At 56.2% G+C, this 12,580-nt stretch carries 14 protein-coding genes; 6 read left to right on the top strand and 8 right to left on the bottom strand.

All coding sequences use genetic code 11. The annotated features are described in order from the left end of the window. Nucleotides 1-1,005 carry a tryptophan--tRNA ligase gene (gene trpS / locus Q3H59_RS01750; RefSeq protein ID WP_101762662.1) on the top strand — a complete coding sequence of 335 codons (1,005 nt, stop codon included), beginning with the start codon at nucleotides 1-3 and terminating at the stop codon, nucleotides 1,003-1,005. A gap of 49 nt (nucleotides 1,006-1,054) precedes the next feature. Here trpS and Q3H59_RS01755 read toward each other — a convergent pair whose 3' ends face one another. The 5 genes from Q3H59_RS01755 to nirB form a co-directional block, all read right to left on the bottom strand. Next, nucleotides 1,055-1,501, bottom strand: coding sequence for a hypothetical protein (locus Q3H59_RS01755; protein WP_309832869.1), 447 nt, complete (start codon nucleotides 1,499-1,501; stop codon nucleotides 1,055-1,057). Between the two features lie 75 nt (nucleotides 1,502-1,576). Next, the gene (gene cysG / locus Q3H59_RS01760) at nucleotides 1,577-2,941 is read right to left on the bottom strand and encodes a siroheme synthase CysG (protein ID WP_309832871.1); all 1,365 of its coding nucleotides are present in this window, start codon (nucleotides 2,939-2,941) and stop codon (nucleotides 1,577-1,579) included. A 44-nt stretch (nucleotides 2,942-2,985) separates the two neighbouring features. Further along, nucleotides 2,986-3,789: a nitrite transporter NirC gene (gene nirC / locus Q3H59_RS01765; protein WP_192414857.1), complete on the bottom strand. Its 804-nt coding sequence runs from the start codon at nucleotides 3,787-3,789 to the stop codon at nucleotides 2,986-2,988. 30 nt (nucleotides 3,790-3,819) lie between these two features. Next, nucleotides 3,820-4,146, bottom strand: coding sequence for a nitrite reductase small subunit NirD (gene nirD / locus Q3H59_RS01770; protein WP_192414860.1), 327 nt, complete (start codon nucleotides 4,144-4,146; stop codon nucleotides 3,820-3,822). Continuing rightward, on the bottom strand, nucleotides 4,143-6,683 hold the full coding sequence (nirB, locus tag Q3H59_RS01775) for a nitrite reductase large subunit NirB (protein ID WP_192414863.1): 2,541 nt from the start codon (nucleotides 6,681-6,683) through the stop codon (nucleotides 4,143-4,145). The genes nirD and nirB overlap by 4 nt, the downstream gene beginning before the upstream one ends. Nucleotides 6,684-6,969: 286 nt before the next feature. Here nirB and Q3H59_RS01780 point away from each other — a divergent pair, with 286 nt between their 5' ends. Next, a complete protein-coding gene (locus Q3H59_RS01780; RefSeq protein ID WP_280172156.1) occupies nucleotides 6,970-8,253 on the top strand; it encodes a cytosine deaminase in 1,284 nt (427 codons plus the stop codon). Between the two features lie 33 nt (nucleotides 8,254-8,286). On the opposite strand, the gene tsgA is transcribed toward Q3H59_RS01780, so the two are convergent. Further along, the gene (gene tsgA, locus Q3H59_RS01785; RefSeq protein WP_008101801.1) at nucleotides 8,287-9,465 is read right to left on the bottom strand and encodes an MFS transporter TsgA; all 1,179 of its coding nucleotides are present in this window, start codon (nucleotides 9,463-9,465) and stop codon (nucleotides 8,287-8,289) included. 262 nt (nucleotides 9,466-9,727) lie between these two features. On the opposite strand from tsgA, the gene ppiA reads away from it, so the two are divergent. The 3 genes from ppiA to Q3H59_RS01800 all read left to right on the top strand — a co-directional run bounded on the left by ppiA (nucleotide 9,728) and on the right by Q3H59_RS01800 (nucleotide 11,161). Continuing rightward, on the top strand, nucleotides 9,728-10,300 hold the full coding sequence (gene ppiA, locus Q3H59_RS01790) for a peptidylprolyl isomerase A (RefSeq protein ID WP_008101803.1): 573 nt from the start codon (nucleotides 9,728-9,730) through the stop codon (nucleotides 10,298-10,300). A gap of 98 nt (nucleotides 10,301-10,398) precedes the next feature. After that, the gene (locus tag Q3H59_RS01795; RefSeq protein WP_101762654.1) at nucleotides 10,399-10,569 is read left to right on the top strand and encodes a YhfG family protein; all 171 of its coding nucleotides are present in this window, start codon (nucleotides 10,399-10,401) and stop codon (nucleotides 10,567-10,569) included. After that, a complete protein-coding gene (locus tag Q3H59_RS01800; RefSeq protein ID WP_192236990.1) occupies nucleotides 10,559-11,161 on the top strand; it encodes a putative adenosine monophosphate-protein transferase Fic in 603 nt (200 codons plus the stop codon). Before Q3H59_RS01795 ends, Q3H59_RS01800 begins: the two co-directional genes overlap by 11 nt. Here Q3H59_RS01800 and Q3H59_RS01805 read toward each other — a convergent pair. Further along, nucleotides 11,153-11,476: a DNA-binding transcriptional regulator gene (locus tag Q3H59_RS01805; protein WP_309832879.1), complete on the bottom strand. Its 324-nt coding sequence runs from the start codon at nucleotides 11,474-11,476 to the stop codon at nucleotides 11,153-11,155. The genes Q3H59_RS01800 and Q3H59_RS01805 overlap by 9 nt on opposite strands. After that, nucleotides 11,460-11,831, bottom strand: coding sequence for a type II toxin-antitoxin system RelE/ParE family toxin (locus Q3H59_RS01810; protein ID WP_192236992.1), 372 nt, complete (start codon nucleotides 11,829-11,831; stop codon nucleotides 11,460-11,462). The genes Q3H59_RS01805 and Q3H59_RS01810 overlap by 17 nt, the downstream gene beginning before the upstream one ends. A 148-nt stretch (nucleotides 11,832-11,979) precedes the next feature. Here Q3H59_RS01810 and Q3H59_RS01815 point away from each other — a divergent pair, with 148 nt between their 5' ends. Continuing rightward, nucleotides 11,980-12,555, top strand: coding sequence for an aminodeoxychorismate synthase component II (locus Q3H59_RS01815; RefSeq protein WP_137386648.1), 576 nt, complete (start codon nucleotides 11,980-11,982; stop codon nucleotides 12,553-12,555). The last annotated feature ends 25 nt before the right edge of the window (nucleotides 12,556-12,580 follow it).

The following is a 12,580-nucleotide window of genomic DNA, read 5'->3' on the forward strand; positions in this document are numbered from 1 at the left end:
ATGAGCAAACCCATCGTTTTCAGCGGCGCCCAGCCTTCCGGTGAACTGACCATTGGCAACTATATGGGTGCGCTGCGTCAGTGGGTGCAGATGCAGGATGATTTTCACTGCATTTACTGCATCGTCGATCTGCACGCCATCACCGTACGTCAGGATCCAACCGCGCTGCGTAAAGCCACGCTGGATACCTTAGCGCTCTATCTTGCCTGCGGCATCGACCCGGCAAAAAGCACCATCTTTGTTCAGTCGCACGTGCCAGAGCATGCGCAGCTGAGCTGGGTGCTGAACTGCTACGCCTATTTTGGTGAGCTGAGCCGCATGACGCAGTTCAAAGATAAATCTGCGCGCTACTCGGAAAACATCACCGCAGGCCTGTTTGATTATCCGGTGCTGATGGCGGCCGATATCCTGCTCTATCAAACCAATCAGGTGCCGGTTGGCGAAGATCAGAAGCAGCATCTGGAGCTGAGCCGCGATATCGCCCAGCGTTTCAATGCGCTGTACGGCGATGTGTTCAAAGTGCCTGAACCGTTCATTCCGAAATCGGGTGCACGCGTGATGTCGCTGCTTGAGCCGACCAAAAAAATGTCCAAGTCAGACGACAACCGTAACAACGTGATTGGTCTGCTGGAAGACACCAAAGCGGTGGTGAAGAAGATCAAACGTGCGGTGACCGACTCCGCCGAGCCGCCAGTGGTGCGCTACGACGTCAAAGAGAAAGCCGGTGTATCAAACCTGCTGGATATTCTTGCGGGCGTGACCGGTAAAACCATTGCGCAGCTGGAGCAAGAGTTCGAAGGCAAAATGTACGGCCACCTGAAAGGTGAAGTGGCTGAAGCGGTTTCCGGCATGCTGACCGAGCTGCAGGAGCGCTATCATCGTTTCCGTAACGATGAAGAGTTGCTGAATCAGGTGATGCGCGATGGCGCAGCAAAAGCCCGCGCCCATGCGCAGGAAACGCTGAAGAAAGTGTATGAAGCGGTAGGTTTTGTCGCACAACCGTAAGCGGTGTGCGGAATAGAACAGAACGGCGGGTCATTTGACCCGCCGTTTTTTATTTGATGCGATGTAACGCCAGTTCCGCGCCATCCCAGAACAGGCGGGCGTTACCGTCAGCCAGCACGCTGATCACCGCGCCCGGCGCAGGTCCCCACGCCTGGTTGCCACAACTCACATTGAAGCCGTAGCGGAAGCTGAAATCACGATCCTGCCCCGCGCCATTGGCGGCGCTCAGGCGCGGCTTAGCGTTGCAGTTATCGACGGAAGGATTAATGTTGCGCTCAGCAGTGCCGCGCGTCCAGGTGATCGCATTCGGCTTAAATGCCACGCGCGCGCCCATAAACTGTGGATCATTCTTGATATACAGCTGACCGACTTCCTTCTTAGGCGTTACCGCCACCACCTGCCATTCACCCACCACGTTCGACCAGGTAACCGGTGCGGCGGTAGCAACCGCGCTTAACGGCAATAACAACGCGCAAACCCGTGAAGCAACGCGCATGGAAACTCCTTATTGACGAGAAAGATGGCCCATAGTCTGGCGACAAAGCGCAGCGCTGTACAGTTTTTTGCCGTTTCAGAACCAGCGTAACTGAGAACGCAGTTCTACCACGCGACCAACAATAATCAGAGCCGGACTGGCAAACTGCTGCGCCAGCGTGGCCAGTTCCGCCAGCGTTGCGGTCTCAACGCGCTGCTGCGGCGTGGTGCCGTTCTGCACGATCGCCACCGGCATCGCGGCATCCATGCCGTGTTGCAACAGCTGCTGCTGAATTTCCGGCGCCTGCGCCAGCCCCATATAGAACACCAACGTTTGCTGTTCAGCCGCCAGCTTGCGCCACTCAATTTCACCATGCTGCTGCAAATGGCCGGTGACGAAACGCACGCTCTGCGCGTGGTCGCGATGCGTCAGCGGAATACCGCTGTAAGCAGAACAGCCCGAGGCGGCGGTGATGCCCGGCACCACGCTAAACGGGATGTTGTGCTGCGCCAGCAGTTCCAGCTCTTCACCGCCGCGGCCGAAGATAAAGGGATCGCCACCTTTTAGTCGCACCACCCGCTTGCCGCTCTGCGCCTGCTCAAGTAAAACCTGGTTGATCTGCGATTGCGGTACGCAGTGATTGCCGGCTTGTTTGCCGACAAAGATGCGCTCCGCATCGCGGCGGACCAGATTGAGGATGGGCGCCGAGACCAGGCGGTCATACACCACCACATCGGCCTGCTGGATATGCTGCAAGCCTTTCAGCGTCAGTAGCCCGGCATCGCCCGGCCCGGCGCCCACCAGCACCACTTCGCCTTGCTGCGATAGCGGCGCATCGAACAAAGTCTCGACGATGTGCTCGGCGCGTGTCCGATCGCCATTCGCCAGGGTTTGCGCCAGACGATCGCTCACGAAGAAGCGCTCCCAGAAAGCGCGCCGCTGCGCCATGCTGTTAAAGCTACGCTTCACACGATTGCGCAACGATCCGGCTAAGGACGCTAACTCACCCAGATGTTGTGGCAGTATCGCTTCAAGTTTTTCACGCAGTAAACGCGCCAGCACCGGCGCGCGACCGCCAGATGACACGGCGATCATCAGCGGCGAACGATCGATAATTGACGGCATAATCGCGCTGGCTTCCTGCGGCGCATCCACCAGATTGCAAAAGATGCGCCGCCGCTCAGCCGCATCGCCAACCTGCTGATTCACCGCATCATCATCGGTGGCGGCAATCACCAGCCAACAATCCGCGAGCCAGCGCTCGTCAAACGCGCCGGGGAGTAAGGTCAACTTTCCCTGTTGTGCCCACTGCTGAAAAGCGGGAGAGAAATCCAGCGCGCCAACCTGCAAATTGGCACCGGCATCCAGCAGTAAACGCGCTTTGCGTTCTGCCACATCGCCACCGCCCACCAGCAAACAGCGCTTGCCTTGCAGGCGGCAAAACAGCGGAAAGTAGTCCATAGCTCATCCTGAAAAAAGCCCGCGCAAGGCGGGCTGAAAAAGTGTTATGCGGTTTTGAGCGGCGCGGCTTGCGCTTCGGCCTGCGGGCGCTGCGCCTGCGGTGTGGCGTACCAGTAACCGAGGCCCATCATCACCATGCCGGAGAACATATTGCCCAGCGTCACCCACAGCAGGTTGTGGCCGATGCCGCTCATTGTGAAGTCGGCATTATGCTGACCAAACCACGACAGCGCAAAGACCGTCATGTTGGCAATCGAGTGTTCGTAGCCGGAAGCGATAAACGCCAGCAAACACCACCAGATGGCGATGAACTTCGCCGTGCCTTCGGTACGCACCGCCATCCAAATCGCCAGGCAGACCAGCCAGTTACACAGCGCGCCTTTAAAGAACAGCGCCATGGCTGGCTGCGTGGTTTTTGCCAGCGCCGCGCTGTGCAGCAGCGATCCGGCATTTGGCAGCAGCGGACCCGCCGCATAGTAATAAATCAGCGCGACGAATACTGAACCGACAAGATTACCCAGCCAGGTTTGCGGCAGCACGCACCACATCTGGCCTTGCTTGATGCTGCCGGCTTTGACGCCGATGGTCAGGAACATGGTGTGGCCGGTGAACAACTCGGAACCAGCGATGATCACCAGCGTTAAAGCGATACCGAAAGTCGCGCCCATCAGCAGCGGACGATAAGCCGGATCGACCAGATTGCCGAGCGTGAAGATCAGGATAATCGCCAGGCCAACGTAAGCGCCCGCCATCGCCGAGCTGATCCAGAAGGCCTGCGGGCTGTGCTGCGCCGTACGCACAATGCGCGCCGCGTTGGCGGCGCATTTATTCAGGGTGTCAGTAAACATAGTGACGTCTCATAAAGTAAAGGAATGCTGTCAGGCGCAGATCTCGACCTTGCCATCGCGAACGCGCACCGGATAGCTCGCCACCGAGCACGCTTCGTCTTCCAGACACAAGCCATCGCTCAGGCGGAAGCGCTGTTTCTTCAGTGGACTCGCCACCCACAGCGCCTGCTGGTGCTCCGCAATCAGACCGCGTGACAACACGCTGGCTTGGGCGAAAGGATCGATATTGCTCAAGGCGTAGAGTTGCTCATCGTCGTGCGGACGGAAGAGGGCAATCTGCTGGCCTTTGATCAGCGCACATATGCCGGTCGCAGGCAGAATTTGGCTGAGTTCACACACCGAATGCCACTGGCTCATGCGTCGATCTCCTCAATCAGAGTGACCGCAATGCGCTCGGCGGGTTGCGCCGGACGATGCTGATCGCGTTGGTTGATGTGCTGTACCAGCGGATCGCGGCGATCGCTGTTGATGAAAGTGCGGAAGTGACGCTGCTGCTGCGGATCCTGCAGCGTCGCGGTCCATTCACATTCCACTGCCGCGCGCAGACGCGCCAGCTCCGTTTCAAGCTGCGTATTCAGACCGAGTTTGTCATCAATAATCACGCTGCGTAGATAGTCAATGCCGCCTTCCATGCTTTCCAGCCACAGCGAGGTGCGCTGCAGGCGATCGCCGGTGCGGATGTAGAACATCATGAAGCGGTCGAGATAGTGCAGCAGCGTATCGCGATCAAGATCGGCAGCCAGCAAATCGGCGTGACGTGGCTTCATGCCGCCATTGCCGCACACATACAGGTTCCAGCCTTTCTCGGTGGCGATGATACCCACGTCTTTGCCCTGCGCTTCGGCGCATTCGCGCGTGCAGCCGGAGACGCCAAACTTCATCTTGTGCGGGGTACGAATGCCTTTGTAGCGATGCTCCAGCTCAATGCCGAAGCCGAGGCTATCGCCTACGCCAAAGCGGCACCAGACGCTGCCGACGCAGGTTTTCGCCATGCGCAGCGCTTTGGCATACGCTTGTCCGGTTTCAAAACCGGCAGCAATCAGCTGCGTCCAGATCGCCGGCAGATCGTCGCGCTGTGCGCCAAACAGGCCAATACGCTGCGAGCCAGTGATTTTGGTGTAGAGATTGTACTGGCGCGCCACGGCGCCAATCGCCATCAATCCTTCCGGCGTGATTTCGCCTCCGGCCGAGCGCGGGATCACCGAGTAAGTACCGTCTTTCTGAATATTGCCGAGGAACAGATCGTTGCTGTCCTGCAGCGGTGCGAGCTGTGGCTTCAGCACATATTCGTTCCAGCAGGAAGCCAGCAGTGAACCAACCGTCGGTTTACACACCTCGCAGCCGTAGCCCTGACCATATTTCGCCAGCAGCGCGTCGAACGATGTGATCTCTTCCACGCGAATCAGGTGATAAAGCTCCTGACGCGAATAGGGGAAGTGCGCACACAAATGATTGTTCACTTCGATGCCCTGACGGCTCAATTCAGCGTTCAGCACCTGAGTAATCAACGGAATACAGCCGCCGCAGCCGGTGCCGGCGCGGGTTTCGGTTTTCAGTGCCGCGACGGTGTGGCAACCGCCTTGCACCGCTCTGACGATATCGCCTTTGCTGACGTCGAAGCAGGAGCAGATTTGCGCGCTGTCCGGCAGCGCATCAGCGCCCATTACCGGTTTCTCGCCGCTGCCCGCAGGCAGGATCAGCAACGCCGGATTTTCCGGTAGCGCGATGTTATTCAGCGCCAGCTGCAGCAGATTGCCGTAATCGCTGGTGTCACCGACCAGCACCGCGCCCAGCAGCGTGCGGTTATCTTCGCTGACGATCAGGCGCTTATAGATATTTTTCTGCTCATCGAGCCACACGAAGCTGCGCGCGCCCGGCGTGCGGCCATGCGCATCACCAATGCCACCGACATCAACGCCCAGCAGTTTCAGCTTGGCGCTCATATCTGCTCCGGCAAACGCGTTGTCGCGGCCAACCAGCCGATCGCTGGCGACCTGCGCCATTTTGTAGCCCGGCGCGACTAAGCCATAAATACGGTTCTGCCAGGCGGCACACTCACCAATGGCGAAGATATCCGCATCGCTGGTCTGGCAATGATCGTCAATGGCGATACCGCCGCGCGCGCCCAGCTGCAGGCCGCACTGTTTGGCCAACTTGTCTTGCGGGCGAATGCCGGTGGAGAAGACGATGAAATCGACATCCAGCGCGCTGCCGTCAGCAAACTCCAGCGTTTTACCGCCTTGCGCGTGATGGACGATCTGCTGGGTGTTTTTGCCGGTGTGAACGCATACGCCCATCTGCTCGATCTTACGACGCAGCTGCTCGCCGCCTTGCGGATCGAGCTGTTCTGCCATCAGCACCGGCGCGAACTCAATGACGTGGGTTTCGACGCCGAGGTTTTTCAGCGCGCCTGCCGCTTCCAGTCCCAACAGGCCGCCGCCAATTACCGCGCCGCGTTTGCTGCGGCGTGAACAGGCTTCAATGGCGTTGAGATCTTCAATGGTGCGATAGACATAGCAATCACTGCCTTCCGCGCCGGTAATCGGTGGAATCCACGGATAAGAGCCGGTGGCGAAAATCAGCGTGTCGTAATGCACCGCGCGACCGCTATTCGAGTGAATCAGTTTTTCATCGCGGTTAATGGTGATGGCGCGTTCGCCGAGCAGCAGCTTTACCTGATGCTTTTCGTAATACCCTTCGCGAACCAGTGAAAGTTCTTCGGCGGTGTGATGGGAAAAATAGGCGGAAAGGTGGACGCGGTCATAGGCGACGCGAGGTTCTTCACAGAAAACGGTTATCGCAAACTGATTAGATTCATCTTTGTCGATAAGTTCTTCTATAAAGCGGTGGCCGACCATGCCGTTGCCAATAATAACGACACTGTGCTTGCTCATGCTTGCCTCAAAAATTGCGGTATCTGCGCCTACCTTAGCGCGGCGCTTTTGGAACTTATTGATATACATCAAGCGCACCCTTATATACCTATTTCGAGTTATGTAACTGATTTTGAACGAATTAGTTAAGTGGCTTATTTGGTTGATAATTACCTAATCATTTCTTCGCCGCACATTCCGTAGCGGCACGATTCATCGCGCAATAAATTGCACCGCTACGGAATGTGCCCGCGGTGACAGGGTTTTTCATGCTAGCTTTAGGTTTTGTGTTTTACAGGAGTACGGCATGGCCAACCCGTCACTGAAGTGGATCAACAACCTGCGCTTAGCGGGCCAGCAAGGCTTGTGGCAGATCGAAATCGCCAACGGCAAGATTGCGCAGATTCGCCCGCAGCCGCCGCAAACTGCAGCCCAGCCTGACGCGCTGGATGCGGAGGGCGGACTGGCGAGCGCGCCGTTTATCGAGCCGCATATTCACCTCGATACCACGCAAACCGCTGGCGAACCCGCCTGGAACCAATCCGGCACGCTGTTTGAAGGCATCGAGCGCTGGGCGGAGCGCAAAGCGCTACTGAGCCATGACGACGTGAAACAGCGCGCGCAGCAAACCCTGAAGTGGCAAATCGCCAACGGGATTCAGCATGTGCGGACTCACGTCGATGTTTCCGATCCCACGCTGACCGCGTTAACAGCGATGCTGGAGGTGAAAGCGGAAATGGCGCCGTGGATCGACATCCAGATTGTGGCGTTTCCGCAGGAAGGCATTCTCTCTTATCCCAACGGCGAAGCGTTGCTGGAAGAGGCGCTACGCATGGGCGCGGATGTGGTAGGTGCGATTCCGCACTACGAATTCACCCGCGAATACGGCGTGGAGTCGCTGCATAAAACCTTTGCGCTGGCTAATCGCTACGATCGGCTGGTGGATGTGCACTGCGACGAGATCGACGATGAGCAGTCGCGCTTTGTCGAAACCGTGGCGGCGCTGGCACACCGCGATGGCAACGGCGAGCGCGTCACCGCCAGCCACACCACGGCGATGCACTCCTACAACAATGCCTACACGTCGCGGCTGTTCCGTCTGCTTAAGCTCTCAAATATCAACTTTGTCGCCAATCCGCTGGTGAATATCCATCTGCAAGGGCGCTTTGATAGCTATCCGAAACGTCGCGGCATCACGCGGGTGAAAGAGCTGCTGGAAGCGAATATCAACGTCTGCTTTGGCCACGATGATGTGTTCGATCCCTGGTATCCGCTCGGCACGGCCAGCATGCTGCAAGTGCTGCACATGGGATTGCATGTCTGTCAGCTGATGGGTTACGAGCAGATTGATAATGGATTGCAGCTGATTACCGCCAACAGCGCCAAAACCCTGCAGCTGACGAATTACGGTATTGAAGCAGGTAATGATGCCAGTCTGATTATCCTGCCGGCGGAGAGTGGATTTGATGCGGTGCGGCGTCAGGTGCCGGTGCGTTATTCACTGCGTAAAGGTGTATTGGTCGCTGCGACGCAGCCCGCCAGCAGCGAGATCTATTTAGCGGGAAAAGAAGCGGTAACCTTCAAACGCTGAAGAGCAGGGCGGACCGCGGTCCGCCCGTCAAACTTAGTGGGTGACGTGACCGTGCTGGCGATGTTTGGTCACAAAGCCGAGCAGAACACACATCACAAACACCACGGCGTACAAACCGTTAGCCGTTGAGAGCGCAGCATGTGCGCCACCTTGCGCCACGATTGGGCCGGTTACCACGAAGGTCAACATGGTGCCGACGGTGCCGCAGGTCAGGATGAAGTTTACCAGCTTCGGTGAAGAGACCTTGGTTTGCAGCGATCCCAGCGTGATGATGGTGGTGTAAATCGCGCTTGAGCTGAAGCCCAGCGTCATGATGATCCAGTGTAGCATGCTGGCGTCTTTAGAAGTGACGAACCAGTACATCAAACCGGTTGCCAGCGCGGCCAGCACCATCAGGATGCGCTGCAGATCGAAGAAGCGCAGTACGAAGCTGAACACCCACATGCCGACCATGTACGCGGTCCAGAAGTTACCTACCAACTGACCGGCAGCGGCGATATCCATGCCCATCGATTTGGTAGCGTATTCCGGCACCCACGAGATGAAGCCAAGCTGGCCGAGGATGTAGCACAGTGCCGCAATCGACAGGAACAGCACGCCGATGCCCCATTTCTCTTTCTCAACGCCTGGCTTAGCGGCTTCGCTTTTCAGCACCGGGAACTCAATGAACAGCGTCAGCACAAAGATCGCGACATAAATGATGCCGATGCAGGCGTAAACCCAATACCACGGCAGCGCGCGCGCCAGCAGGATACCGGCGATGATCGGGAAGATGGTGCCCGCCATGCTGAAGAACGAATCGGTAAACAGCAGACGTGCGCCGCGCTGACGGCCATCGTACAGATGGGTGATCAGGAAGGTACCGATCGACATCGTGATGCCGCTGACGACGCCGAGGATGAACATGCAAAGCGAGAAGACGGTGAGATCGTGGCTGGTCATCAGACCGGCAACGGCGAGGATCATCAGCACAAAGCCAAAGATCAGCTGGCGCTTCAACGGCACAATCACCATCAGCCAGGCGTTCAGGAACACCGACACCAAAATGCCCGCATTGAGGAATGTGAAGGTGTTGCTCATTTCTGAAATAGGGCGCTGGAAATACTGCGCGATATTGTCCAGCACCATACCGGTAACGATCACCAGTGCGCCGGTGAGCGCATAGGAGAAATAGCTAATCCAGGTAAGGCCAATGCGATTACGGTTTGTCATGTTCTGAACCTGTTAAGCGCCGAAGGTGGCAAAAAGTGTCATGAATTGTAAGTGTTGCTGTGATCTTAATAAACAACGAGTGTAACAAGGCGGAAATATTTCATTGAGAGTGTGATTTTCATCACGCAAATGATTGCGTGGCGGCAAAAGTATGACAATAGCAACATCCGCGTAAATATCGGTAAAACGCTGGCTCTTGGATCACATGCTCTTTACAATCAATCTCGTTTTTGAGCTAGCTCTCCATGGTAAGGAATCTTTCATGCTTAAACGTACTTTGACAGCGGCGGTTGCCCTGTTAGCGCTCTCTTCCGTATCGTCTGCCGCGCTCGCCGCAAAAGGCGATCCTCATGTGCTGCTCACCACCTCTGCGGGCAATATTGAACTCGAACTGAACAACCAGAAAGCCCCGGTTTCGGTGAAAAACTTCGTTGATTACGTCAACAATGGTTTCTACAACAACACCATTTTCCACCGCGTTATTCCTGGCTTTATGATTCAGGGCGGCGGTTTCACTACCGACATGCAGCAGAAGCAAACGGTAGCGCCGATCAAGAACGAAGCCGACAACGGCTTGCGTAATCTGCGCGGCACCATTTCGATGGCACGTACCGCAGATAAAGACAGCGCCACCAGCCAGTTCTTCCTCAACGTAGCCGATAATGCGTTCCTCGATCACGGTCAGCGTGATTTCGGCTATGCGGTATTTGGTAAAGTTGTGAAAGGCCAGGATGTGATCGACAAGATTGCGCAGGTCCCTACCAAAGATGTGGGACCGTACCAAAATGTGCCGTCAAAACCGATTGTTATCCTCTCCGCCAAAGTCCTGCCTTGATTCTGAAACGCGCCATTTTCGCATGGCGCGTCATTGGCTCTCCGGCAAAGCAAAAAATTGCTGCTTATACTTAGGGCTCATTGCTTGCCGGAGGCGCTATGACTAGCAAACTCACTGAGAAACAGAAAGCCACTTTGTGGCAGCAGCGCCGTGCTGCGAGCTACCAGGCCAGCTGTCGACTGGCCGGATATACCTATAGCGAAGCTCTTATCGATGCCGAACATGCTGAGGAGCGACTCGAGTCGCTGAGGAGGCAATATGGTGGATAACAGCTTAGCGGTACGCGATCCCTATTTGTGGCACAACGACAATGTGTTGAAGAATCGCCTCGATATTCATGATGAAGCCCAGCTGCGCAAAGCGGAACTGGCTTTCAGCACCGCGCGCCTGGCGACGCTAGAACTTGGCCAGCGCAGCATCGGGTTGCCACGTCTTTGCCATATTCATCGCACGCTGTTTCAGGATCTCTACAGCTGGGCGGGAGAATTGCGCACCATTGATATCTGGCGCGATGAAACGCCGTATTGTCATTGCGAATACATCGAGAAAGAGGGCAACACGCTGATGCAGGCGCTGGAGGAAGAGCGCGGCCTGGCTGATCTTGAGCAGGAAGCGTTCGTGGCGCGTATCGCACATTACTATTGTGAGATCTTCGTGCTGCATCCGTTCCGCGCCGGCAATGGCCGCGCGCAGCGCATCTTCTTCGAGCAGTTGGCACTGCATGCCGGGTATCAGCTTTCGTGGGAAACACTCGAACGCGATGCGTGGCGCGCTGCGATCTCGGCGGGCGTCGCCGGCGATCTGGCACCGCTTACCGCGCAGTTTGCGAAAGTGGTGAGCCCGGCGAAGGTTTTACAGTAACACTTCAAGCCCGTGTTTTTGCACCACGGACAACAGCTTAAGAGAGATTCCGCCGGGGCGTTTAGCCCCGGTTTCCCATTTCTGCACGGTTGACACACTGGTGTTGAGATAGCGGGCAAAAACCGGCTGACTAACATTCAAATTCTCGCGCAAGTTCTTAATCGCCTGCGCATCGAGCGCGGCGACATCGCTCAGGCAACGTTCATCAAAATCACGCATGCTCTGTTTGCTGATGGCATCTACTTCAAACAATCCGGATGCCGCGGTGTGAATGGCTGCAAAAGCCGGACTTTTAAATTTACGCGTTATGGTCATGACACATCTCCACTAACTCCCGAACGGCGAGCAGCCGATTCAGAGCCTCATTTGAAATCAGCGAGTATTGTTTTGCCAGCTCACGAAAGCCCTCAAGTTCGCTTTCACTCAGGTTACTCTGATCCTGTTTGGCAAATAAAAAGGTATAAATCCAGTTTTTACCCCCTTTGGCCAGAATGATGGCGCGATCGCGATTTTGCTGCAGACGCTTTTTAAATACGCCACCACCCAAATCATCGGCATAACCCAGTTTTACTGCTGTAATTGCCCGACAAAGTTCTTTATCGCCAATAAGATGCCGACGGGCTTGCTTACTGAACCATTTGGTTTTGAATACTCGCGTTGTAGCTGACATAGTCACTCTCCAAAATATAGCACTGGGTGCGAGAGTAATCAGAATCTTTTTCGTCAGCTAGCGGGTATTAAGATTGAAGGTGTTAACATGGCTTTTTTGCGACCTTTCTTGCGCCAGTTGCCGCAATGACACACTGCTACGACCTACTATGCTGCTGCTAATCGATAACTACGACTCCTTCACCTGGAATCTCTACCAATACTTCTGCGAGCTGGGCGCGGATGTGCGTGTGGTGCGCAACGACGCCATTACGCTGGATGAGATGGCAGCGCTGCCGCTGACGCATCTGGTGATTTCGCCGGGCCCATGTACGCCGGATCAATCTGGCATCTCGCTCGCGGCTATTCGCCATTTTGCCGGGCGCTTGCCGATCCTCGGCGTTTGCCTTGGACATCAGGCGATTGCGCAAGCCTATGGCGCGCAGGTGGTACGCGCGCGGCAGGTGATGCACGGTAAAACCTCGCTGATTCAGCACACCAACCAAGGTGTGTTTCGTGATCTGAATAATCCGCTTACCGTGACCCGCTATCACTCATTGATTGTGGCGCGCGATACGCTGCCCGCTGAGTTTGAAGTCACCGCGTGGAGCCTGCGCGACGGCCAGCCGGATGAGATCATGGGTTTCCGCCATCGCAGCTTGCCGCTGGAAGGCGTGCAGTTCCATCCGGAAAGCATCCTCAGTGAGCAAGGGCATCAGCTGCTGGCTAATTTCCTCAACGCGTAACTTATGTTTGCCTTCGTGTGACTTT

The organism is Pantoea sp. SORGH_AS_0659 (assembly GCF_031453915.1).
Lineage (GTDB): Bacteria > Pseudomonadota > Gammaproteobacteria > Enterobacterales > Enterobacteriaceae > Pantoea > Pantoea leporis.